Origin of the sequence: Blautia sp. Marseille-P2398, assembly GCF_964240315.1 — a bacterium.
GTDB lineage: Bacteria > Bacillota > Clostridia > Lachnospirales > Lachnospiraceae > Blautia_A > Blautia_A wexlerae.
The window spans coordinates 21,189-44,999 of the sequence record NZ_CAXSTD010000012.1 but is presented as its reverse complement, the minus strand read 5'-3'; the positions used below and the strand labels follow the sequence as shown (position 1 = coordinate 44,999).

Below are 23,811 nucleotides of genomic sequence, written 5' to 3'. Positions count from 1 at the left end.
TATAATGGATAATAAACAGATAAAAGGCTATGTTCATTCTTTGGAAAGCTTCGGGTCCGTTGATGGACCCGGAGTAAGATATGTGATTTTTTTTAGCGGCTGTGCCATGAGATGTCAGTTCTGTCATAATCCGGATACCTGGAAGATGAAGCAGGGAGAGCTTTATACGGCAGATGAGCTTCTTAAGAAAGCTTTACGTTATAAGGGCTACTGGGGCAGCAAAGGCGGTATCACTGTAAGCGGTGGTGAGCCATTGCTTCAGATGGATTTTCTTACAGAATTTTTTAAGAAGGCAAAGGCAGAGGGTGTGCATACGAATCTTGATACCAGTGGAAATCCTTTCACTGATCAGGAACCATGGCATTCCGGATGGCTGGAGCTTATGAAGTATACAGATCTTGTAATGCTTGATATCAAGCAGATTGACGAGCAGGAGCATATTAAGCTTACCGGTCATTCCAATAAGAATATTCTTGCGATGGCGCGGGAACTTTCTGATATGAAAAAACCTGTATGGATCCGTCATGTGCTTGTGCCGGACGGAAGTGATAAGGATGAATATCTGCACCGGTTAGCTGATTTTATCCATACTCTTTCCAATGTGGAGAGAGTGGAGGTGCTCCCTTATCATACGCTTGGTAAGTTTAAATGGGAGAATCTGGGGCTTTCTTATCCACTGGAGGGGGTTAATCCTCCGACGCAGGAAAGGATTGATAATGCCCGGAAGATTCTTGGAGCTATCTGAGTAAAAATATATAGCTGTCATATCCTCTTTTTGGGGGTATGGCAGCTTTGTTTTTGGTTTAAAAAGGGGACGCGAAGCAGGCGTATAGTTGTACCGGATACGGTTTCGGCATCTAAGAGATTCTAAGCCCTCGAAAATCCGCTAAAAGCATGAGACGAAAAGTCCGGAATTACTCGCTGTCGCTCAGACAAGGGACTTTTCGTCTCATAACGCAGATTTCCGAGGACTAAGAATCTCTAAGATGCCTGCAAATGCATCCGGTACAACTATACGCCTGCTTCGCTGGTTTTGGTTAAGATATAATACAAGGTGGAGTGTGAATTATAAGAAGGACTTTGTTTATATAAAAATGAATTGAGATGTGAAATATATCCCCCGGGAGGGCTTGTTGGGGGGAGGGTGGATTTGATATAATTTGGGTCATATATGATTATAAATTGCGTGCATGGAGGTTGGCATAAGGTGAAGGATTTATTATCGGAGATTGAGAGTTACTGGACTACCCGGGCTGAGGGGTATTCTGAAGTTAATCATAAGGAATTGAATGGGATGCAGAAGGGGGCATGGCTTGAGGTGTTGAAAGAGCAGTTCCCGGAGAAAGCGAAGGATGAGATTAAGATTTTGGATATCGGAACAGGACCTGGATTTTTTCCTGTTATTCTGGCTGAGGCGGGATATAAGGTGACTGCTGTTGATTATACGCAGGAGATGTTGGATACCGCGAAGAGGAATGCCGGTAATCTTTGTGAGCGGATTTCTTTTTATAAGATGGATGCTCAGAACCTGGAATTTGAGGATGATGTGTTTGATGTTGTGATCAGCAGGAATCTGACATGGAATCTGAAGGATCCTAAGAGAGCTTATGAAGAGTGGTGTCGTGTACTGAAACCGGGCGGAAATCTTCTTAATTTCGATGCAAACTGGTACGGTTATCTTTATAATGAGAAGAAACGCCTGTCTTATGAAGAAGACCGAAAGAGTGTGGAGAGTGAGCATCTGGATGATCATTACCTCTGTACGGATATTGACAGAATGGAGAAGATTGCACTGCAGATGCCTCTTTCTTCTATTAACAGACCGTCCTGGGACAGGAAGTTTCTGAAGGAGAACGGGTTTGAGTCTGTGGCAGTGGATACCGGGATCTGGCAGCGGGTGTGGAGTCAGGAAGAGAAGCTGAATTATCATTCTACGCCGATGTTTATGATCAGCGCTGTGAAGAAAGAGAAAGATATCTGGTCCGAGAATGACAGAACGGATGATTCTGATAGCAGATATGACAGAGAAAGAGATTTGGAGGATGCCGCGTTGTGTACTGCTCCGGGTACGAAAAAGAGCGGATTCCTGAAACTGGGCGGAGGTGAGTTTTCGCTTCCTTATACAGTAATCTGCGGTTCTCATCCCGGAAAGACAGTTCTGATCACCGCTGCGGTCCACGGAGGAGAATATGTGGGAATCCAGGCTGCTGTTGAGCTTGCAGATAAACTGAAGCCTGAGAAGATCCATGGAAGAGTGATCCTGGTTAAGACTGTGTGCAGGAAGGAATTTGAGGAGAGGAGCGGCAGTATCTGCCCGGAGGATGAGAAGAATCTGAATCGTGTATTTCCGGGGAATCCGCAGGGAACCAGGATGGACCGTCTGGCGTATGAGGTGGTTCAGAAGCTTCACAGTGCAGCAGATTATTATATTGATCTTCACAGCGGGGATGATTATGAGCAGCTTACGCCTTATATTTACTATGCCGGATGTGCAGATGAAGATGTGGTTCAGATGTCAAGGAAGATGGCAGAGCAGGCAGATGTTCCCTATATGGTAAAGTCTAATGTGGCATCCGGTGGTTCTTACAATTATGCTGCCACATGTGGCATTCCCAGTGTTCTGATCGAACGTGGCCAGATGGGAGGCTGGAGTCCGGAGGAGGTTCATTCTACAAGAAAAGATGTGCGTAATATTCTGTGTGCGCTGGGTGTTTACGATGGCATGAGAAGTTACAGTAATTATTATCCCATGGAAATTGAAGATGTGCGTTATCAGTCTGCCAGTGTATCCGGGCTGTGGTATCCTGCCAAAAAAACGGGAGATATCATTAAGGTTGGAGAGTATCTTGGCTGTGTTAAGGATTATGAGGGAAATATTCTGGAGACAAGTTTATCCGATTTAAATGGAGTGGTTCTATATCAGGCGGGAAGTCTTCAGGTTATTAAGGATGGTCCGATGATCGCATATGGCAGTTTCAGCAGAAGAAAGGATGAACGCAAGGAAAAGATCACAAATTACTGGGCGAAAAGAAGCGACAGTTTTATGGAACAGAGAAGAGCTGAGCTTCACAGTGATATGGCTGATAAATGGCTGAAAGAGATCGGGACTTTTCTTCCTGATGGAAAATTAAGGATTCTGGATGTGGGATGCGGTGCAGGCTTCTTTTCCATTCTTTTAGCAAAACTGGGACATGAAGTTACAGGAATCGATCTGACACCGGATATGATCATTCATTCCAGGGAACTGGCAAAAGAAGAGAACGCCTCCTGTACGTTTGAAGTAATGGATGCGGAAAATCCGGATTTTCCTGATGGTACCTTTGATGTAATCGTGTCCAGAAATCTTACCTGGACACTTCCGGATGCAGCAAGAGCATATAAAGAATGGATTCGTGTGCTGAAAACGGGAGGAATCCTGATCAACGCAGATGCCAATTATGGTGCAGATGATTTCTCAGATACTGCTGATCTGCCTGCCAATCATGCTCATTTTACAGTAGGCGATGCCATGATGCAGGAATGCGAGGAAATTAAACGCCAGCTTCCTATCAGTTCCTATGTACGCCCTGCCTGGGATCTGGAGACACTGGGAAAACTGGGTATCAACAGATTCTCCATTGATCTGGGTATCAGCAGCAGAATTTATACAAAGAAAGATGAGTTTTATAATCCAACCCCTATGTTCCTGATCTGCGGCGAAAAAAATAAATGTAATAATTGAGAAAAATGAAGCATATATTAAAGGGAGATTTCATTGATGGAACCTTCCTTTTTTCTTTTTTGCAAGCCAAAATGTTACAAAAATATGAAAAAAGCTTGACAAAATCAACTATATTAAATATAATTTTCTTATAAGTTACAGAAATGTTACAGCCATAAAACCTGTAATTAAAAAACTCAAGGAATGATAAGTATGAAAGTTCAGAAAAAAGAGTCAAAACAGTCCGGCAATCCGGCGCGGAGTCTGATACTGGTTACAGTGTGTACCTGTACGGCGATTGCGTTTGCAACAGGCGGCAGAATAGCAGATTTTAATGGAAAAAACAAAGTATATGCAGCTTCTGAAAATAGGGAGAAAACTTTTTCCTCTGATGCTGACGAAACAGATGTACTGCCAACAGGAATTGCAGGAGTAGTATCCGGAATGAATGATACAGCTTCTCCCAAAAAATCAGTCACACGTATCGGAACTTCCTGTGAACAGGTAATGGTCGGTCAGAGAATTAAAGTTATTGAAGATAATATGGCAGAATTCGATGTCAGCTCTTCTATGGAGAGCAGCATCAATGAGTTGGATGCAAGGACAGCGGCTCTTGCAGAGAGTGCCCGGATGATGTCGGATGAGGACTATGATACATTGCTTCATATTGTAGAAGCTGAAGCAGGTACTGAGGATGTCAAGGGACGCATTCTGGTTGCCAATGTGATCATGAACCGTATAAAGAATAAGGAATTTCCCGATACAGTCACAGAAGTGGTATGGCAGAATACCAATGGTGTTCCGCAGTTTTCACCGACTTATGACGGACGTATCAATGAAGTAACTGTTACAGATGAGACAAGAGAAGCCGTCAGACAGGCTCTTGAAGGTGTGGATTATTCAGAAGGAGCACTGTTTTTTATCCAGAAATCTGAAGCTGAAAGCCAGAATGTCTCCTGGTTTGAGAAAGATCTGAAAAGGCTGTTTAAATACGGCGTACATGAATTTTATACCTATCCGGATTCAGCAGAAAGTTCCACAGGATCGTAATAAACGATACTCTTCATATGACTCATTTAACAGGATTGCGGTAATACTGCTTAAAATATGGACATATTCTTCGGGAACAAAAGAATATGTCCATATTTTTGATTTATAGTAATCGATCATAGATACTGTTCACTGGAAATATCCCGCGAGGTGTTTTTTGTGAGCGAAGGTCACAGAAAAACCAAGACATACTGCGCGAATTTATGCGATTAGCATAAATTCTGTGCATCGCGAAGCGTGTTGCTGTGAACAGAGTGAACAGTAATCAATCATAAAAAGATAGAAAAAGAGAAATAATTTAGGATAGTATTTTGCTAAAGTATATGCTATAATGTGCTCAATTGGCGAAATGAATAACTGTAACTGTTCAGCGGTTTATTATTACTGCCAATATACTGAACAGTTACGAATAACTTTGGAAAGGCAGGAAATATCATGCAGGTATTATACAAAAGCACAAGAGGAAAAGAAGAAACCGTAACAGCTTCTATGGCTATTTTAAAGGGGCTTTCTGAGGATGGCGGCTTATTTGTGCCGACAGAGATTCCGAAGCTGGATGTCCCAATGGATGAGCTGGCAAAGATGAGCTATCAGGAGACAGCATATGAAGTAATGAAATGTTTCCTTACTGATTTTACAGAAGAAGAATTAAAGAACTGCATCAACAATGCCTATGATGAAAAATTTGATACAAAAGAGATTGCACCGCTTCATGAAGCAGACGGAGCTTATTTCCTTGAGCTGTATCATGGTGCGACCATTGCGTTTAAGGATATGGCATTATCAATTCTTCCACATCTTATGACTACAGCTGCTAAGAAGAATCAGGTAAAAAATGAGATTGTTATTCTTACCGCTACTTCCGGAGATACAGGTAAAGCGGCAATGGCCGGATTTGCAGATGTTCCGGGAACCAAGATCATCGTTTTCTATCCGAAACATGGTGTAAGTCCTATCCAGGAGAAACAGATGGTAACTCAGAAAGGCAACAATACATATGTTGTGGGAATTACCGGAAACTTTGACGATGCACAGACTGCCGTAAAGAAAATGTTCAATGATAAGGAACTGGAAGCAGAACTTGATGCTGCAGGATATCAGTTCTCATCTGCGAACTCTATCAATATCGGACGTCTGGTACCGCAGATCGTTTATTATGTATATGCATATGCATCACTTGTACGTCAGGGCAAGATCAAAGACGGTCAGGAGATCAATGTGGTAGTACCTACCGGAAACTTTGGAAATATCCTGGCTGCTTATTATGCAAAACAGATGGGACTTCCGGTTCACAAACTTATCTGTGCCTCCAATGATAACAAGGTTCTGTATGATTTCTTCCGTACAGGAACTTATGACAGAAAGCGTGACTTTATCCTTACAACCTCACCGTCCATGGATATTCTGATCTCCAGCAATCTGGAACGTCTGATCTACCGTATCGCAGGCGGTGATGCAAAAAAATGTGCAGAGCTGATGCAGTCTCTTACTGCAGGCGGCGAGTATACCATCACAGAAGACATGAAGGCACAGCTTGCAGACTTCTATGGCAATTACTGTACAGAAGACGAAACAGCAAAAACAATCGCAGAAATCTTCAAAGACAGTCATTATGTGATAGATACCCATACTGCAGTTGCAGCAGGTGTTTATGACAAATATGTAAAAGATACCAATGATACCACACCAACTGTCATTGCATCCACAGCAAGTCCATATAAATTTACAAGAAGTGTAATGGAAGCACTTGGAGCAGATACAGACGGTAAGGATGATTTTGCATTGGCTGATGAACTGAGTGCGCTTTCCGGAGTGAAACTTCCACAGGCAGTTGAGACGATCCGCACAGCACCGGTGCTTCATAACCGGGTGGTAGATGCGCCGGATATGCCAAAGGCAGTAAAAGATATCCTTGGAATCCGATAATCGTTACTGTTCACTCCGTTCACAGTAACGTAGCCAAAATTCCAGATTGCCTGCGGCAATGGAATTTTGGCTTGTATGTCTCGGGATTTTGGCATATTCATGCCAAAACACCTCGCGGGATAGTGGTGTGTGAACATTAACCGATAATCTCCATATTATAAAAAATATAATTAATTCTACATTTTATGTTGAAAAAGAACATATACTGGAGTATAATAAAAATCAGTTAAAAACAGTGAATATCCTGAAATGTACGAGGCCCCTTCTTTTTTTGAACCTACATCGACTTTAACGGGAACCCAACATCGCAGGCCGGATGTCAGGCCGTCATTATGCAGCGGAAGACAGAAGGTCTGTTGAGGATACCCACCTAGCTATGGCTAGGCGTCAATGGGAAGGGAACGGCATTTCGGGAACTGTAAAAATGAGCCGTAGAGAGGCTCTTTTTTATTATCTTTTGGATTTAATATTATTTTATGATACGGGAGGTTGGAAACAATGGGTGTTTCTGAAAGAAAGTTCGGTGTATTACAGACTGGGGAAACAGTAAAAATTTTTCATCTGGAAAACAAATCCGGGGCATATGCGGAAGTGACAGATTTTGGAGCAATCCTGGTTAAGGTCTGCGTACCTGATAAAGATGGTACTTTAACAGACGTAGTACTTGGATATGATGATCTGGCATCTTATGAAGTAAATGGATGCTTTTTCGGTTCAACCATCGGCAGAAACGGAAACCGCATCGGCGGTGCGAAATTCTCTGTCAATGGCAAAGAAGTAGTTCTTGCTCAGAATGAGAATGACAATAATCTTCACAGCGGTCCTGACGGATTTGAAAAAAAGCTCTGGAAAGTGGCTGAGATTTCCGATGATAAAAACAGTGTTATATTTAACCGTATAAGTCCGGATGGCGAGAATGGTTTCCCGGGAGAATTTGATGTGTCTGTAAAATATGAGTTTACGGAAGACAACGAACTGAGGATCCATTATCAGGGAATCTGCGATGAGCCGACAGTTGCCAATATGACAAATCATTCTTATTTCAATCTGAATGGTGAGGGAAGTGGAACCGCCATGGATCAGTATCTTACAATCCATGCAAAATATTATACACCTGTAGCCGACAGTCATTCCATTCCTACAGGAGTGTATGAGGAAGTTGCAGGGACTCCCATGGATTTCAGAACTGCCAAACAGATCGGGCAGGATATTGAAGCAGAATTTGAGCAGCTGAAATTCACAGGCGGATATGACCACAATTATGTGACAGACAATTATGCAAAAGGAAACAGAAGACTAATCGCAACCGCATACAGTGATAAAACCGGAATTGCCATGGATGTCACTTCCGACTGTCCATGTGTACAGTTTTACGCAGCAAATTTTGTCGAAAATGAACATGGTAAAAATGGTCATACTTACAATAAGCGGGATGCTTTCTGTCTGGAAACGCAGGTTGAACCGAATGCGGTCAATGTTGAAGATTTCCACTCCCCGATTCTTAATGCAGGTGAACAGTATGATTCTGTGACTGCTTATCATTTCTACATCAGAAAGTAAAAATCTGACCATAAAACTAATTACATATTGATCCGGTTTTTTTCATATCTACAGCGTTCCAGCATGAAAAGAACCGGATTTTATTATCCATAATTCATGTTTGTCATAACGGCAGTTTCATGGTATGATAGTAAACAGAGATATTTGAAACAGTTATCTTTATAATTACAGCAATCACCATAAATGCATTATCTAAAATGACTGCTGTAAAATAACAGAATGGAGACATATATGAAAAAGAAAAATAAAACCCGGTCTGTTACAGGGCTTTTATTCGGGTTTATGGAACGTGTATCCGGAGATCACGTAGGAGCTTATGCGACACAGGCAGCGTATTTTCTGATCATGTCTTTTATTCCCTGTATTCTGTTTCTGACTACACTGGTACGGTATACACCTCTGACCTATAATGTAGTCAGGGATGCGATCGTTGCTTTTATTCCGGAGAATCTGCAGAGTTTTGTTCTGGGGATCGTGGTAGATGTATACAAAAGAAGTACTGCAATTGTCCCTTTGTCAGCAATTGTGGCACTGTGGTCTGCCGGAAAAGGAATGCAGTCTATCATCAATGGATTAAATACCATTTATCACGTAAAAGAAACCCGTAACTGGCTGTTAACCAGAATTTATGCAGTATTCTATACTTTATCACTGGTGATTGCGGTAATCGTGTCTCTACTTATGCTTGTACTCGGAAACGAAATACAGAAAGCTGTATCAAGATATATTCCTTTTCTTGGAAGAGTTCTGGGAAAAATACTGGGGGCAAGAGCACTGTTGGTATTTGGTGTGTTGTTTCTGGTTTTTCTTATGTTGTATAAGGTTCTTCCGAACAGAAAAGCCACATTCAAAAGCCAGATTCCCGGAGCCTTGATCATAGCAGTTGCATGGTCGATATTTTCATACGGATTCTCTTTTTATTTTGAGATTTTTCCGGGGTTCAGTAATATGTACGGAAACCTTGCGACGATCATCATGGTCATGGTGTGGTTGTATATCTGTATGAATCTTCTGTTATACGGTGCAGAGATCAATGCTTATTTTGAAAAAGAATTCCGGATTGCACATAAATCGGTACAGGAACTGCTGGCACATGAAAAAGAAAAAAAACAGCAGGAAAATGAATGAATTTTGGCTACGTTGTGAACATGACAGTCAGGGGGCTTTTTATTGTAAAGCCTTTCTGAGTGTGCTATAATAAACCATAATTTTGGAGAAACAAAAAGGAATCAGTTCTATGATCGTTGTATATTTGATATTTTTGGCTGTCATTCAGGCTGTGACGGAATTTCTTCCTGTCAGCAGCTTGGGACATTTATGCATATTGGAACAATATATGGGAATCGGTCACGAAACCGGATTGCTGTCAGAAACGATGCTCCATCTTGGAAGTGCGGCAGCAATTATATTTTTGTTCCGCAAAGATTTAAAAAAAATCGGACTGGGACTTCTGGGGATGTTTATGGATATGATCGGTAATCTGAATCTATATATCCATAACAAGAAGACAGGGGAAAGTTTGGGCTATGCCAGAATAGTCACCGGAACATATCGGAAAACAGGTGCACTTCTTGTGATTTCCATGATCCCAACAGCACTTCTGGGACTTACAGGAAAACGGCTGGCTCTTCTGGCCGCAGACTCTCAGATTGTTCCGGGAATCGGATTTTTACTTACAGGCGTATTTCTTCTGGTAACAGATCTGAATAAATCCGGTGGAAAAAAGGGACCGAGAGAGGCTTCTTATGACAGCGCCATGTGGATTGGAATTTGTCAGGGGATTGCTGTCTTTCCAGGGATTTCCAGAATGGGATTTACGTTATGTGCTGCACTGTTATGCGGATATAACCGCAAATTTGCGGTTCGTTTTTCTGTTTTTATGAGTCTGCCTGCTATCATAGGTGCTTTTTTTACGGAAATCGGAAATTTTGGTGCTTCTGAAATGACGGCAGGACTTGGATTTACCTATGTATTTGCAATGATCATCGCCGGTTTTACGGGATGTCTTGTTATCCGAAATACAATAGCCATGACTCAGAATATAAAATTACGCTATTTTGCATATTATTCATTTATAGTCGGTATTATTACACTGGCATTAAATTTTGCCCTGTAAAGGGAAGATATTTACGAGAAGATCAAGGAGGGGAGCCTTAGAATGGCAGCATCAAAGAGTAAGAATACCGGGCATTCGGGAAGAAATACAAAAAAGAAGACAGCAATGGAACAGGAAGTCGGCAGATTTCAGACAGAAATCATATTATTTGTGATTTTGGCCGCATGTGTAATCCTGATGGCAAGCAATTTTGGAGCAGGTGGTTTTGTGGGAGATGCGATCAGTAATTTCTGTTTCGGACTGATGGGACTGATGGCATATCTGTTTCCAATCGTATTTTTCCTTGAATCAGCATTTATTCTGATCAATAAAACAAACCGGCTGGCATATAAGAAACTTGCAGCGGCGTTTGTGATGTTTCTGTTTCTGTGTGGGGCAGCGCAGCTTCTCACAGACGGATATATGCAGAGTACAACTTTGCTGGATTATTATGCTTTAAGCGCAGATTATAAAACAGGCGGTGGTCTGATCGGAGGAGCAATCTGTATTTCTGTCACATCTGCTTTTGGAACTATCGGCGGATATGTGATCATTATACTGGCATTTGTTGTATGTATGATCATTATCACACAGCGCTCTCTGCTCGATTTTGTAACGCGGCTGGTTATGAAGGTGTGTGATTTTGTAAAAGATAGACATATGCGCTATATGCAGGGGCAGCCTGAACGTGAGCGATATAGAGAAGAACGTGCCAGAGAACGTCAGCTTATAAGAGAACAGCGGCGTGAAGAAAGAGTCCGCAGACTGGAGGAAGAAATTGGCGATGATGAATTTTCAGATGATGACTTTCTCATGGATCCTTCGGAAGCAAAAAAAATGAAAAAAGGCGGCTTTCTGGAAGGAACCAAGCTGACAGGCTATTCTGAACAGAAGCCAAAGAAAAAGGGGAAACTTCTGAAAAAAGCAGCAGATACAGATAAAGCAGCAGCAGAAACAGCCGAAGCTGCGGAGAATACCGAGAACACAGGGATTAAATCCTCTGATGATGCGGATAATAAACCATACATCGATGCTCCGATGAATTTTGAGATTCACAGAGCGGATACATCCCCGGATACATACGAGGCAGATAATGAATCACAACAGCAGGAAGACCTTCCATTTGAAGATGCTGTCACTGACCGGAAGGAATCTGTGGTTTCAGAACCGGAGGAAGATCTGCCCCCTTTTCAGGATGAGAAGGCAGTGCGGCCGCCTTCGAAAAACCCCAAATCTTCTGAAAAGGAGATACAGAGCGGAATTGTAAACATTCAGCATGAGATCACCCGACAGGAAGCAGCCGTAAAAAAAGAATATAAATTTCCAGCCTTAAATCTGCTGAAGAAAGGAAACAGCAAAGCTCAGGGGGATTCTGATGCCTATCTGCGTAAGACTGCAAAAAAACTCCAGGAAGTACTTCACAATTTCGGCGTGAACGTGACTGTCATTAATGTGAGCTGCGGACCAACAGTTACCCGTTATGAACTTCAGCCCGAGATGGGAGTAAAGGTCAGCAAAATTGTAGGTCTTGCAGATGACATCAAACTGAATCTTGCCACTCCTGATATCCGTATTGAAGCACCGATCCCCGGCAAAGCAGCAGTGGGCATTGAGGTTCCCAATAAAGAGAACAGTACGGTTATGCTCAGAGATCTGCTCCAGTCAGAAGAATTTCAGAAGGCAAAATCCAAACTTTCTTTTGCAGTAGGAAAGGATATTGCAGGTAAGACTGTAGTTGCGGATATTGCCAAAATGCCACATCTTCTCATCGCAGGTGCAACCGGTTCAGGTAAATCAGTATGTATCAATACACTTATCATCAGTATCCTGTACAAGGCAAATCCGGATGAAGTAAAGCTTATCATGATCGATCCTAAAGTAGTAGAGCTCAGTGTGTATAACGGAATTCCACATTTGTTTATTCCGGTTGTGACAGATCCGAAGAAAGCAGCAGGCGCATTAAACTGGGCAGTACAGGAGATGACAAACCGTTACAATACATTTGCGGAGTACGGTGTCCGTAATCTGCATGAATATAATAGAAAAGCAGAGCAGATCAAGGCGGTAGGAGCTGAAGAAGAACCTGTGAAAATGCCGCAGATCGTGATCATCGTGGATGAGCTTGCAGACCTTATGATGGTTGCGCCCGGAGAAGTGGAGGATGCTATCTGTCGCCTGGCCCAGCTTGCACGTGCGGCAGGTATCCATCTGATCATTGCCACACAGAGACCGTCTGTAAATGTTATCACCGGTCTGATCAAGGCGAATATGCCTTCCAGAATTGCTTTCTCTGTATCTTCCGGTGTGGATTCCAGGACAATTCTGGATATGAACGGAGCCGAGAAGCTTCTTGGAAAAGGTGATATGCTCTTTTATCCTCAGGGATATCAGAAGCCTGCAAGACTTCAGGGTGCATTTGTATCTGATGATGAGGTAAGTGCTGTGGTTGAATTTCTTGCAGATAAAAATCCGGGTGTCCAGTATAACCAACAGATTGAGCAGCAGGTAAATTCTCCTGTAACAACAGGTATGTCCGGAGATGAAAGGGACATCCATTTTGAAGAAGCAGGTAAGTTTATCATAGAGAAAGAGAAAGCTTCTATTGGTATGCTGCAGAGAATGTTTAAGATTGGTTTCAACAGAGCGGCAAGAATCATGGATCAGCTCTGCGACGCAGGTGTAGTGGGACCGGAAGAGGGAACAAAACCGAGAAAAGTTCTTATGTCTATGGAGGAGTTTCAGAATTATCTGGAAAATCAGTAAGTGAGGACTGTCTATGAAATGTCCTAAATGTCATAAAGAGGTGGAAAAAGGCTCTCTGTACTGCCCCTATTGCCTTGCGGAGATACCCTGGGTAAGAGAATTCAGCACAGTGGAAACTCTGATGAAAAAGGAGCAGCAGAACCGCCCATCCGAAAAAAAACAGAAAACAGAAATTATAAAATATTTCAAACATCCAAAAAGAAGAAAGCTGAAATTCAGCAGAAAACAGCTTCTATGTCTGCTTCTGTGTGCGGCGACACTGCTGGGGTTCTTTTGTTATCGGCAGTTAAATACTTTTTCTGCCTTATATTCCAGGGCAAAAAAACAATATGCACAGCAAAACTATGAAGAAGCACAGCGGATTGCAGAATATGCTCTGGATAAAAATCCCAAAAATGAAGCCGCCAATCTTCTTCTGGCCAAAAGTATGGAGAAATCAGGCGATAAACGATCTGCACTTCTTGTTTTGCGCCCGTTTATCCAGAACAAAACTGCGGGAACAGGAATATATAAAGAGTATGTGAAGCTTCTTACACAGGAGGGAAAGACCAACGAAGTCAGACTGATCCTGAAATCTGCTGACAGAGAGGTGCAGAATGCCTGCGCAGAATATATCTGCGAAACACCTGTATCAAATCCTGCACCCGGAACCTATACTACAACGCAGACTCTGAAACTGGAAGGTAACTGCCAAAAGATTTATTACACATTAGATGGAAGCACACCTACCAGAAAGAGTAAAGTATATACAGAACCTATTATTCTGAGGGAAGGCACAACTGAATTAAAAGCCTTTGGTGTAAATGATAAAAACATCGAAAGTGATGTGATCAGCAGAAAGTATGTGATTGTTTTAAATGCACCGAAAGCCCCTAAGGTAACACCTAAATCAGGGGATTACAATAAAAAAACAGAGATTAAGATCACTGTTCCGGATGGATGTAAGGCATATTATGCATTTGATTCTGAACCGGATCTTAACAGTACTGTTTATGAACAGCCAATCTCCATGCCTGTGGGTTACCATAGGCTGAATGTTATTCTTGTTGCAGCAAATGGCAAGACCAGTAAAATGACTGCTATGGAATATTATCTGCAGTACTAAAAATACTGTGATTTTATCGCTGATTTTATTAAAATAGAAGGAAGAAGATCATGGAAATCCGTATTGTTACAGTTGGAAAGATCAAAGAAAAATATCTGTGTGACGGAATCGCAGAATATGCCAAACGGCTGAGCAGATACTGCAGGCTGACTTTCTGTCAGGTAGCAGATGAAAAAACACCGGATAAAGCGTCAGAAGCACTGAACACACAGATTAAAAATACAGAAGGCGAACGTCTGATGAAACATATACGCGAACAGGATTATGTTATCGCACTGGCAATTGATGGAAAAACGCCGGATTCTGTAGAACTCTCTCAAAAAATTGAGAAACTGGGAGTTTCCGGTATCAGTTCCATTGCATTTGTGATCGGAGGTTCCTTAGGACTGAGTGAGAGTGTTCTGAAACGTGCAGATTATAAGCTCAGCTTTTCCAGAATGACTTTTCCGCATCAGCTGATGCAGATGATCCTTTTGGAACAGGTATACAGAAGCTACCGCATTATGAATCACGAACCCTATCATAAATGAACGAATGTACCAACAAGTCCAAAAGAAAGAAGAAAACTATGAACACAGAAAAATTTGAAGAATTTATTTCACAGTACCCGATTTTTGAATACCGCATACTGGACACAAAAGATATTACAATTCAGGAACGCGTGCGCACGATCTGCCAAGAAGAATGCGAACGTTATGATTCTACCTGGGCCTGTCCCCCCGCAGTAGGAACCCTGCAGGAATGTGAAAAAAAAATAAAAAGTTATCCTCAGGCTGTTTTCTTTTCCAGTGTAGCGGAAGTTTCGGATATCATGAACATGGAAGAAATGCTTTCTACAAGACGGGCACATGAGGACCTGACTACAGAGGTGGGAAAATATCTGAATAAAGAAGGGTATGAAACTTATATCCTGTCTACAGAATCCTGTGACATCTGTGAAAAATGTGCCTATAAAGAGGGAAAGCCATGCAGATATCCTGACCGGATGCATCCATGTCTGGAAAGTCATGGTGTAGTAGTAAATGAGATTGTAGAGCGTGAATCTATGGAATATAATCTGGGTGGAAATACAATTCTGTGGTTTTCTATGGTTTTGTTTCGATGATTGCTGCTGAAACGTGTTTTAAAGAAAGTTCTTCCGGCATAGACTGATAGTAAAAGCCGGGGGAGCTTTTTTTATGAAAAAAGCAGGACAATGGAAAAACCGGATGGTGCTGGCATTAGAACTTCCGCCTGATCTGGCATATAATGAAACAATCGTCACACTGACCGGTCAGACGGAAGCTGTTATTGAAAATTATAAATCTGTTTTTAAATATACACCTTCTGAAATTGTGATACAGTCTTTTTGCGGAAAAGTGACCATATCCGGGAAAAATCTTGAAATCCGCTGGTACAATTCCAGTGCAATGAAAGTGACGGGAAGTATTTATGATATAAAAGCGGGTGACAGCGAATGTTGAAATTTTTGAAATTAATATATGGTTATGTGATCATCCTTGTAAGAGGAGAAAATCTGGAACGCTTTCTGAATCTCTGCAAAAGCAGAAAAGTTTATATGGAAAAGATCCGGTACAGAGAGGACGGCCAGCTTATGGCACAAATGCAGGCCGCTGATTTCTTTCGCCTGAGACCTCTCCGGAATAAAACAGGTGTACATATTCAGATCATACAGAGACGGGGAATGCCCTTCTTTTTTTTAAGGAATAAAAAAAGAAAGGCTTTTTTTACAGGCATGATTCTGGGAGGTATCCTGATATTTTTTTTGACAGGGAGAATCTGGAATATCCATATTGAAGGAAATGTCAGAAACAGTACCGGAGAAATCCTCGATTTTCTGGATAAGCAGGATATAAACCATGGGATGTCCAAAAAAAAGATCAACTGTTCAGAAGTTGCAGCAGCTGTACGGAAAAACTTTCCGGAGATTACCTGGGTATCTGCCAGAATAGAAGGAACCCGTCTGATTCTTAATATCCAGGAAGGAATTATCCCCCAAAAAACCAACAGTAATACCTCACCCTGTAATCTGCTAGCAGACAAGGACGGAGTGATCACAGATATGATCGTCCGAAGGGGCATACCGGTAAAAAAGCCCGGGGATTCCTGCAAAAAAGGGGAACTTCTGGTATCCGGGGAACTTCATATCATGAATGACAGTCAGGAAGTCCTGCGAAAGGAATACGTTCATGCAGATGCGGATATTTTTATTTCCAGACAAATTTCCTATTATCAGGAATTTCCATTAAAATACCGTACAGAAATCCCTGCCGGCAAAAAGAAAAAAGAAATGTACTTCCGGTTTGGGCACTGGTATCTGGGATTGTATCCGACATTACATACAGGTCAGAAACGTATCACAGAGGAAATTCCTCTGCGTATCACAGAAAATTTTATACTTCCCGTATGGATCGGATGGACCGAAACTACTGATTATACAATAAAAGAAGAAACCTATACCAGGAAAGAAGCCGAGAAGGAAGCTGTGCGAAGATTTCATCAATATGAAAAGAAGCTGCTTCAAAATGGCATTAAGATCAGTGAAAATCATATTACTACCAGGCTGACAGAATCTCTGTGCATTACCGGAGGAACCCTGCTTATCATCGAACAGACAGGCGAAAAAAGCCGGATAACATAAAATTCCATAAAAATTTGTATTTAAAAAGTTGCAGGGAGGTGTTACAATGGATGCATCTGGTTTTAACCGGACTTTGATTATCGTCCATAAACGAGGCAATAATCCATTATTAACTTATCAACAGGAAAGGACATCACAGGATGGCTGGCAATATTATTGAATTACACACAGAAGTCCCCGCAGAACTGGAAGCAAATGTATTTGGCCAGTTTGATGAGCATCTTAAGCTGATTGAGAGAACACTGAATGTGACAGTGATCTCCAGAGACGGAATCCTTAAGATACTTGGCAATGAACAGAATGCGGCTTCTGCGAAGAAACTGATAGAAGAACTGACAGTACTTGCAAAAAGAGGCAACACGATCACGAAACAGAATGTCAATTATGCTCTTTCTCTGGCAATGGAGCAGAGAAACGAAGTTCTCACGGAAATAGACAAAGATTTTATCTGTAACACCATACAGGGCAGACCTATTAAGCCCAAAACACTGGGGCAGAAAGATTATGTAGAACAGATACGCAAAAAAATGATCGTGTTCGGTGTAGGTCCTGCCGGTACCGGCAAAACCTATCTGGCGATGGCAATGGCTGTCACAGCCTTCCGAAATGAGGAGGTCAGCAGGATCATCCTGACACGTCCTGCTATTGAGGCCGGTGAGAAGCTGGGATTTCTTCCGGGAGATCTGCAGAGCAAGGTAGATCCTTATCTGAGACCACTCTATGATGCACTGTACCAGATCATGGGAGCGGACAGCTTTGCGAAAAATATGGAGCGTGGCCTGATCGAGGTTGCACCGCTTGCATATATGCGCGGACGTACACTGGATAATGCATTTATCATTCTCGATGAAGCACAGAATACTACTCCGGCACAGATGAAGATGTTCCTGACACGTATCGGATTTGGTTCCAAGGTTATCATCACCGGAGATGCCTCGCAGAAAGATCTTCCAAGAGATACCACATCCGGACTTGACGTGGCAATGAAAGTACTGAAAAAAATAGATGACATTGGCTTCTGCCAGCTTACCAGCAAGGATGTTGTCCGTCATCCTCTGGTACAGCAGATCGTACAGGCTTATGATGCCTATGAGAAGAAACAAAAACCTGAAAGACCGGCAAGACGCAGAAACGGGGTAAATGAACGATGAACATGCAGATTGATTATGAGACAGAGCGTGAACTGGGGATCGACTATGAGACACTGGCAGTAAAGGTAGCTGACAAGGTTCTTGAAATGGAAAAATGTCCCTATGATGCACAGGTGAATCTTGTACTTACAGATAACGAAGAGATTGAGAGAGTTAATACTGAGTTTCGCGATATCGCAAGACCTACGGATGTTTTATCCTTCCCTATGATTCCTTTTGAGACACCGGCAGGATATGATATTGTGGAGGAAGATGAATCTTACTTTGATCTGGATACAGACGAACTTCTTCTTGGAGATATCATGATCTCAGTTGACAAGGTATTTGCGCAGGCAGAGGAATACGGACACAGTGTGACAAGAGAATTCTGTTTTCTGGTTGCACACAGTATGCTGCATCTGCTGGGATATGACCATATGACTCCCGGGGAAGCGGCAGTCATGGAGGCAAAACAGGCGAAAGCCCTGGAGGAGCTTGGGATTACACGCTGATCTTCAAATTCTGTTATTACAGGCAATTTCTGATGGATTTTGTCTCGTAACTGTAAAGACACTGAACAGTTACAAAAAATATATTTATATGGAGTAACAAAAAGATGGATTACCGGGAACGACTTAAAGATAAAAAACGTATTGTAATTAAGATCGGTTCTTCTTCCCTGACTCATTCGGAGACAGGAAGACTGAACCTTCGCAAACTGGAAGTGCTGGCAAGAGAGCTCAGTGACCTTCGCAATCAGGGAAAAGATGTCATACTGGTTTCTTCAGGAGCTATAGCAACAGGTGTGGCAGCTCTTGGAATGCATGAGAAACCCACAGAACTGAAAGGAAAACAGGCATGTGCAGCAGTAGGACAGGCCAGACTGATGATGATTTATCAGAAACTTTTTTCTGAATATAATCAGCTTTCCGCTCAGATTCTTATGACCAAAAATACTATGGTTAATAATATTAACCGAAAGAATGCTCAGAATACTTTCGATAAACTGCTCAGTCTGGGAGTGATTCCCATTGTAAACGAGAATGACTCCATTTCCACCTATGAGCTTCAGAATCTGGAGAAATTCGGAGATAATGATACATTGTCTGCAATGGTTGCCGCACTTGTACGGGCAGATCTGCTGATCCTGTTATCAGATATTGATGGTCTTTTTACAGATGATCCCAATACTAATCCTGATGCAAAATTCATTGATGTGGTAGAAAATCTGGATGATAATCTGCTTAACATGGGAAAAGGTACTTCTGGAAGTAAGGTAGGAACCGGCGGAATGGCTACTAAGCTGACAGCAGCACAGATCGCTTCTGCAGCAGGCGTAGATATGGTGATCGCAAACGGAGCCGATTTCCATATTATCCATAAGATTACAGAGGGACGCAAGTACGGTACGCTGTTTGTAAGCCAGTCCAAAGAGGAAGTTTATCTGATCGATATTATTGACAGACTGTTATAATACCGGAAATTTACCGGTGCCAAATGACATTCACAGAGTAAATGGCAGTGTTTACAGACAGACTGCCGCAGACAAAAACAGGAGGAAGAACTATGGAAGTTGAGAAAATCGACCGCATTAATGCACTTGCACATAAAGCCAAAAGTGTGGGGCTTACTGAAGAAGAGAAAAAAGAAAGAGAACTGCTGCGCAAGGAATATATTGCATCTGTCCGCATGAACCTTCGCGCTCAGCTGGACAATGTGGATGTTCAGCAGGAAGACGGAACAATCATTAATCTGGGTGAAAAATATGGAATCAAAAAAAGACATTAGAAAGAAGATTTTCGCAGAAAGAAAGCTGCACACAGATGAACAGATAGAGGCAATGAGCCGCACGATCACTGACAAAGTGACCGCACTTCCTGCATTTAAGAATGCGGACCGCATTCTGGTATATGCAGATTACAACCATGAAGTTGTCACAGAGTATCTTATAAAAGAAGCATGGAAGGCCGGCAAGGAGGTTGCAGTTCCCAAGGTTGTGGGAAAGGATATGGTATTTTATAAGCTGACAGACTTTGCCCGGCTGGAACCCGGATATTTTGGGATTCCTGAGCCTGTATCGGGGGAGATCGTCAACTGGTCAAAGGCTCTTATGATCATGCCGGGAGTGGCTTTTGACAGAGCAAACCACAGAGTCGGATACGGCGGTGGCTTCTATGACCGTTATCTTGAGAAACATCCGCAGCTTGAAAGAGTTGCCATTGCATTTTCTTTTCAGATGTTGCCGGAGGTTCCCACAGAACCTACTGATATCTGTCCGCAGATCATAGTAACAGAAGAGGAGATATGCTATCTTACTGACTGAAAGGGGAACTGAACATGAATGAAATGCTGAACCGCCTTGGCATGAATGCGAAGGCAGCTGAAACAGAAATGAGAAATCTTTCTACAAACAAAAAGAATGAAGTACTTCTTGCAGTAGCAGACAAACTGGTAAAGGATGCACAGGCTCTGATCAATGCCAACAGGCTGGATGTGGAAACTGGAAAAAGGAATCATATGCCTGAGGGGCTGATCGACAGGCTTCTTCTCACAGAGAGCAGGATTGAAGGAATGGCAGAGGGCCTGCGCCAGGTATCAGCCCTGGATGATCCTGTCGGGGAAGTAACCGGGATGAAAAAACGCCCAAACGGACTGCTGATCGGGCAGAAGAGAGTACCTCTTGGCGTGATCGGAATTATCTATGAAGCAAGACCGAATGTAACTGCGGATGCATTTGCACTCTGCTTTAAGACCGGTAATGTAGTAATCCTGAAGGGTGGAAGTGATGCGATCCATTCCAACGAGGCCATTGTAAACTGTATCAGGGAAACTTTGAATGAACAGGGCGTGACAGAGGATGCGATTCAGCTGATTTCTGATACATCCAGAGAGACAGCAGCAGAATTCATGAAGATGAACCAGTATGTGGATGTACTCATCCCGCGAGGCGGCAGAGGCCTGATCAAAGCCGTAGTGGAGCAGAGCACCATCCCTGTGATTGAGACCGGTACTGGAAACTGCCATATTTATGTGGATGAAACCGCAGACCTTGAGATGGCAGCAGACATTATCATGAATGCCAAGATTCAGAGAGTAGGCGTCTGCAATGCCTGCGAATCTGTTCTTGTACATAAAGATGTAAAGGATGCCCTGCTTCCAGTCCTTGCAAAGCGTCTGCAGGAGAAACATGTGGAGATCCGCGCAGATGAAGCGGCTTATGCGTTGATCCCGGGAGCTGTACACGCAACAGAAGAAGACTGGGGCAAAGAATATCTGGATTATATTCTTTCTATTAAAGTGGTTTCTTCTGTGGAAGAGGCGATTGCTCACATCAATAAATATAATACAAAACATTCAGAGGCAATTATTACCAATAATTATGAACATGCACAGAAGTTTCTGGATGAGGTGGATGCTGCGGCAGTTTATGTCAATGCCTCCACACGTTTTACAGATGGATTTGAATTCGGTTTCGGGGCAGAGATCGGTATCAGCACACAGAAGCTTCATGCGAGGGGACCTATGGGACTTCTGGCTCTGACCACAACGAAATATATCATCTATGGAAACGGACAGGTACGCCCATAGACAGCACATTGATTTTTTCTGAGGGATGTGCTATACTTCAATTCAGATTTGGGATTACTGACTGCTTCGTGGGGAATAAGAAATCGGATGGTGTCAGTAGTGATTTTAACTAAAACTCATCTATGGGAGGACATACAATGAGAAAAAAACAACTTTTTGCATTATTAATGGCAGGTGCCCTGTCTGTAGGAATGGCACCGACAGCCACATTTGCAGCAGATACTGCTGCTGAGACATCAGCCGAAGGCGAACTGGAAGGTGAACTTGACTCTGCAGATACAGAAGAACCTTCTGAAACTCCTGAGGAACCAGCCGAAGATCCAGCCGAGACACCGGAAGATCCGGCCGAAACTCCTGCCGAAACAACAGCTGATCCTACAGAGGCACCGGCTGCTGAAGAAACTGATGAGCAGGCTGCTGAGGCAGGATCTGCGATTGTGATTGGCGAAAATTCCTTTACTTCTCTGGAAGAAGCGTTCGCAGCAGTACCGGACTGTGAGGATATGATAAATGGTGAGCCTACTTATGTAAAATTAAAAGGAACCATTGAAGTCAACAACACAATAAATGTCCCTGAAAAAAAGAATATCATGCTGGTTGCTGCTGAAGATAATACTACGATCAAACGTGCAGCAGGCTTTACTGAGAGTATGTTTACTGTTAATGGTGGTAATCTTCAGATGGCAGGCGGTTCTGTGACTGATTCAGATGGAAATGCTATCGGTTCAGGCAGTTTAACTGTTGATGGTACAGGCGATGACGTTACCGGTTCGATTGTAGAAGTAGCAAGTGGTAATTATGCATTAATTGACGGTACAACTCTGACAGGAAATACCACAACCGGAAATGGCGGTGCGATCAACAATGCTGCCGGTGCAAATGTATATCTCCTGGGTGGTACTATCACAGCAAACTCCGCAGCAACAGGCGGTGCAATTTACAGTGAAGGAACTGTCAATATTCGTGGAACCGTAAGTGTTACAGGAAATACGGTTACAAATTCTTTTGAAGCTACAAGTAACCTTGTGCTTGCCAAAGACGGTGTGATCAATGTAAGCGGTGCTGTTACAGGTTCTGCCATTGGTGTTGCTGTTCAGGAGGCTAACGCCGGAAGAACAGTCGTAAAGCTGGGTGACGCTGTTACTGATGTGAAACTGGCGGATGTTCTTTCTCAGATTACATATGAGGGAGATTCCAGCCTTAAAATCGGAGAAGACGGAACTTTAGTCAGTACAACAGAACCGTCCCCTACCCCAACTCCTGCAGAAGAAAAACTGAAAGTAACAGGAAAAGAATGCAAATGGTCCGGAAGTGGTACTATTAAAATTAAGTTCCAGTCAAATGTAAAAGGTACCTATTATATTGACTGGGTAAAACGTGGTGAGAAAGCACCGACAATCGATACTTCCAGAGTAGGTGCTCCTATTGAGGCTGATACAAATGTAACAGCAAAAGTTACTGATCTTCCTGACTATGATGTTGATATTTATGTATGTGTGATCAGTGATAAGGATAAGAGTAATTATGGCTCTGTAATGTTCCAGCCTGATTCAAAGGAACGTCCTGTTACACCTACACCATCTCATACTCCGGTAGTACCCGATGTAAAAGAGAGTGTTGTACAGGGATTTGAGAAAGCACTTGTGTTCTATCCGAATACTTTCTATGACTTCAAGGTAATCGGTGCAGGTACACAGAACAATAATCCGGGAGAAGGTGATGTCAGATGGGTACCTGTAGGATGGAGTATGTCTTCTAACCCGTCAACCTGGAACACATCCTGGAAAATTGGTGCCAAGAGCGGTATTTATACAGATGCCGAGAAAGCATATACTATTTACATTAAATATGCAAAACAGGTATACAGTGGAAATGACTGGCAGGAAACAGATGCTTCCGAAGTTCTGCCCTATCAGTTCAAGGCAGCTCCTCTGACACAGGCCACTACCACACCAGGTGCAAACGGAACAAACGGAGACGGAACCGGATCCGGCGACGGAACTACAGATGGAGGAACTACAGATGTAACTCCGACAACCTATGCAGACGGAACAAACGGAACAGCGAAATCAGCAGTATCCACAGGTGATGAATCACCGATCGGAACTATGCTGGCTCTTGCTGCTGCTTCTGTTCTTGCAGGTGGTTATGTACTGATAAGAAGACGTAAAAAAGAAATGTAAATATAATTCAATTATTTTTAAGAGACAGGTCTTATGGCCTGTCTCTTTTCATATATATAATAATAAGGCA

The 23,811-nt window shown here is 42.6% G+C and carries 20 protein-coding genes and 1 other RNA gene; all 21 read left to right on the top strand.

All coding sequences use genetic code 11. From position 1 onward, the window contains the following. Window positions 1-4 precede the first annotated feature (4 nt). The 21 genes from pflA (at window position 5) to ACESZG_RS13705 (ending at window position 23,741) form a co-directional block, all read left to right on the top strand. Window positions 5-745: a pyruvate formate-lyase-activating protein gene (pflA, locus tag ACESZG_RS13805; RefSeq protein WP_173703081.1), complete on the top strand. Its 741-nt coding sequence runs from the start codon at window positions 5-7 to the stop codon at window positions 743-745. Between the two features lie 462 nt (window positions 746-1,207). Then, on the top strand, window positions 1,208-3,721 hold the full coding sequence (locus ACESZG_RS13800; protein ID WP_368210902.1) for a methyltransferase domain-containing protein: 2,514 nt from the start codon (window positions 1,208-1,210) through the stop codon (window positions 3,719-3,721). 192 nt (window positions 3,722-3,913) lie between these two features. After that, window positions 3,914-4,750 (top strand): cell wall hydrolase, encoded by an 837-nt coding sequence (locus ACESZG_RS13795; RefSeq protein ID WP_243097383.1) that lies wholly within the window; start codon window positions 3,914-3,916, stop codon window positions 4,748-4,750. 435 nt (window positions 4,751-5,185) lie between these two features. Further along, complete coding sequence (gene thrC / locus ACESZG_RS13790) at window positions 5,186-6,676, top strand: threonine synthase (protein ID WP_022381416.1); 1,491 nt, start codon at window positions 5,186-5,188, stop codon at window positions 6,674-6,676. A 238-nt stretch (window positions 6,677-6,914) separates the two neighbouring features. After that, a non-coding RNA gene (gene ssrS, locus ACESZG_RS13785) (6S RNA) lies at window positions 6,915-7,096 on the top strand. Between the two features lie 78 nt (window positions 7,097-7,174). After that, window positions 7,175-8,236 carry an aldose epimerase family protein gene (locus ACESZG_RS13780; RefSeq protein WP_025579028.1) on the top strand — a complete coding sequence of 354 codons (1,062 nt, stop codon included), beginning with the start codon at window positions 7,175-7,177 and terminating at the stop codon, window positions 8,234-8,236. Window positions 8,237-8,467: 231 nt separating this feature from the next. After that, complete coding sequence (locus tag ACESZG_RS13775) at window positions 8,468-9,364, top strand: YihY/virulence factor BrkB family protein (RefSeq protein ID WP_025579029.1); 897 nt, start codon at window positions 8,468-8,470, stop codon at window positions 9,362-9,364. Between the two features lie 109 nt (window positions 9,365-9,473). Next, window positions 9,474-10,352 (top strand): undecaprenyl-diphosphate phosphatase, encoded by an 879-nt coding sequence (locus ACESZG_RS13770; RefSeq protein WP_195981110.1) that lies wholly within the window; start codon window positions 9,474-9,476, stop codon window positions 10,350-10,352. 42 nt (window positions 10,353-10,394) lie between these two features. Next, on the top strand, window positions 10,395-13,094 hold the full coding sequence (locus ACESZG_RS13765) for a DNA translocase FtsK (RefSeq protein ID WP_243281260.1): 2,700 nt from the start codon (window positions 10,395-10,397) through the stop codon (window positions 13,092-13,094). Between the two features lie 13 nt (window positions 13,095-13,107). Beyond that, complete coding sequence (locus ACESZG_RS13760) at window positions 13,108-14,199, top strand: chitobiase/beta-hexosaminidase C-terminal domain-containing protein (RefSeq protein WP_195480719.1); 1,092 nt, start codon at window positions 13,108-13,110, stop codon at window positions 14,197-14,199. A 50-nt stretch (window positions 14,200-14,249) separates the two neighbouring features. Then, complete coding sequence (rlmH, locus tag ACESZG_RS13755; RefSeq protein WP_195382511.1) at window positions 14,250-14,729, top strand: 23S rRNA (pseudouridine(1915)-N(3))-methyltransferase RlmH; 480 nt, start codon at window positions 14,250-14,252, stop codon at window positions 14,727-14,729. A 38-nt stretch (window positions 14,730-14,767) separates the two neighbouring features. Further along, window positions 14,768-15,304, top strand: coding sequence for a DUF2284 domain-containing protein (locus tag ACESZG_RS13750; RefSeq protein WP_022381410.1), 537 nt, complete (start codon window positions 14,768-14,770; stop codon window positions 15,302-15,304). A gap of 73 nt (window positions 15,305-15,377) precedes the next feature. Beyond that, window positions 15,378-15,662: a YabP/YqfC family sporulation protein gene (locus tag ACESZG_RS13745; protein WP_020993926.1), complete on the top strand. Its 285-nt coding sequence runs from the start codon at window positions 15,378-15,380 to the stop codon at window positions 15,660-15,662. After that, window positions 15,656-16,840 carry a sporulation protein YqfD gene (locus ACESZG_RS13740; RefSeq protein WP_118330373.1) on the top strand — a complete coding sequence of 395 codons (1,185 nt, stop codon included), beginning with the start codon at window positions 15,656-15,658 and terminating at the stop codon, window positions 16,838-16,840. Before ACESZG_RS13745 ends, ACESZG_RS13740 begins: the two co-directional genes overlap by 7 nt. Window positions 16,841-16,980: 140 nt before the next feature. Then, the gene (locus ACESZG_RS13735; RefSeq protein ID WP_008703224.1) at window positions 16,981-17,991 is read left to right on the top strand and encodes a PhoH family protein; all 1,011 of its coding nucleotides are present in this window, start codon (window positions 16,981-16,983) and stop codon (window positions 17,989-17,991) included. Next, window positions 17,988-18,482, top strand: a complete 495-nt coding sequence (gene ybeY, locus ACESZG_RS13730; protein ID WP_022381407.1) for an rRNA maturation RNase YbeY — start codon at window positions 17,988-17,990, stop codon at window positions 18,480-18,482. The genes ACESZG_RS13735 and ybeY overlap by 4 nt, the downstream gene beginning before the upstream one ends. A 104-nt stretch (window positions 18,483-18,586) precedes the next feature. Continuing rightward, complete coding sequence (gene proB / locus ACESZG_RS13725) at window positions 18,587-19,444, top strand: glutamate 5-kinase (protein WP_195981111.1); 858 nt, start codon at window positions 18,587-18,589, stop codon at window positions 19,442-19,444. A 92-nt stretch (window positions 19,445-19,536) separates the two neighbouring features. Beyond that, entirely contained in the window at window positions 19,537-19,758 is a 222-nt protein-coding gene (locus ACESZG_RS13720) for a DUF896 domain-containing protein (protein WP_008703220.1), read from the top strand. Next, complete coding sequence (locus ACESZG_RS13715; protein WP_008703219.1) at window positions 19,736-20,293, top strand: 5-formyltetrahydrofolate cyclo-ligase; 558 nt, start codon at window positions 19,736-19,738, stop codon at window positions 20,291-20,293. The genes ACESZG_RS13720 and ACESZG_RS13715 overlap by 23 nt, the downstream gene beginning before the upstream one ends. Window positions 20,294-20,307: 14 nt before the next feature. Next, the gene (locus ACESZG_RS13710; RefSeq protein ID WP_195382508.1) at window positions 20,308-21,558 is read left to right on the top strand and encodes a glutamate-5-semialdehyde dehydrogenase; all 1,251 of its coding nucleotides are present in this window, start codon (window positions 20,308-20,310) and stop codon (window positions 21,556-21,558) included. A 137-nt stretch (window positions 21,559-21,695) separates the two neighbouring features. Next, window positions 21,696-23,741 carry an LPXTG cell wall anchor domain-containing protein gene (locus ACESZG_RS13705; RefSeq protein WP_373218562.1) on the top strand — a complete coding sequence of 682 codons (2,046 nt, stop codon included), beginning with the start codon at window positions 21,696-21,698 and terminating at the stop codon, window positions 23,739-23,741. Window positions 23,742-23,811: the final 70 nt, after the last annotated feature.

Excerpts from the sequence above, each read along its gene's own strand:
- ACESZG_RS13795 (WP_243097383.1), top strand. The coding sequence starts at position 3,914 with ATGAAAGTTCAGAAAAAAGAGTCAAAACAGTCCGGCAATCCGGCGCGG.
- ACESZG_RS13745 (WP_020993926.1), top strand. The coding sequence starts at position 15,378 with ATGAAAAAAGCAGGACAATGGAAAAACCGGATGGTGCTGGCATTAGAA.
- ACESZG_RS13715 (WP_008703219.1), top strand. The coding sequence starts at position 19,736 with ATGGAATCAAAAAAAGACATTAGAAAGAAGATTTTCGCAGAAAGAAAG.
- ACESZG_RS13705 (WP_373218562.1), top strand. The coding sequence starts at position 21,696 with ATGAGAAAAAAACAACTTTTTGCATTATTAATGGCAGGTGCCCTGTCT.
- ACESZG_RS13770 (WP_195981110.1), top strand. The coding sequence starts at position 9,474 with ATGATCGTTGTATATTTGATATTTTTGGCTGTCATTCAGGCTGTGACG.
- ACESZG_RS13775 (WP_025579029.1), top strand. The coding sequence starts at position 8,468 with ATGAAAAAGAAAAATAAAACCCGGTCTGTTACAGGGCTTTTATTCGGG.
- pflA (WP_173703081.1), top strand. The coding sequence starts at position 5 with ATGGATAATAAACAGATAAAAGGCTATGTTCATTCTTTGGAAAGCTTC.
- ACESZG_RS13735 (WP_008703224.1), top strand. The coding sequence starts at position 16,981 with ATGGCTGGCAATATTATTGAATTACACACAGAAGTCCCCGCAGAACTG.
- ACESZG_RS13740 (WP_118330373.1), top strand. The coding sequence starts at position 15,656 with ATGTTGAAATTTTTGAAATTAATATATGGTTATGTGATCATCCTTGTA.
- ACESZG_RS13765 (WP_243281260.1), top strand. The coding sequence starts at position 10,395 with ATGGCAGCATCAAAGAGTAAGAATACCGGGCATTCGGGAAGAAATACA.
- ACESZG_RS13780 (WP_025579028.1), top strand. The coding sequence starts at position 7,175 with ATGGGTGTTTCTGAAAGAAAGTTCGGTGTATTACAGACTGGGGAAACA.
- thrC (WP_022381416.1), top strand. The coding sequence starts at position 5,186 with ATGCAGGTATTATACAAAAGCACAAGAGGAAAAGAAGAAACCGTAACA.
- ACESZG_RS13760 (WP_195480719.1), top strand. The coding sequence starts at position 13,108 with ATGAAATGTCCTAAATGTCATAAAGAGGTGGAAAAAGGCTCTCTGTAC.
- ybeY (WP_022381407.1), top strand. The coding sequence starts at position 17,988 with ATGAACATGCAGATTGATTATGAGACAGAGCGTGAACTGGGGATCGAC.
- ACESZG_RS13750 (WP_022381410.1), top strand. The coding sequence starts at position 14,768 with ATGAACACAGAAAAATTTGAAGAATTTATTTCACAGTACCCGATTTTT.
- rlmH (WP_195382511.1), top strand. The coding sequence starts at position 14,250 with ATGGAAATCCGTATTGTTACAGTTGGAAAGATCAAAGAAAAATATCTG.
- proB (WP_195981111.1), top strand. The coding sequence starts at position 18,587 with ATGGATTACCGGGAACGACTTAAAGATAAAAAACGTATTGTAATTAAG.
- ACESZG_RS13720 (WP_008703220.1), top strand. The coding sequence starts at position 19,537 with ATGGAAGTTGAGAAAATCGACCGCATTAATGCACTTGCACATAAAGCC.
- ACESZG_RS13710 (WP_195382508.1), top strand. The coding sequence starts at position 20,308 with ATGAATGAAATGCTGAACCGCCTTGGCATGAATGCGAAGGCAGCTGAA.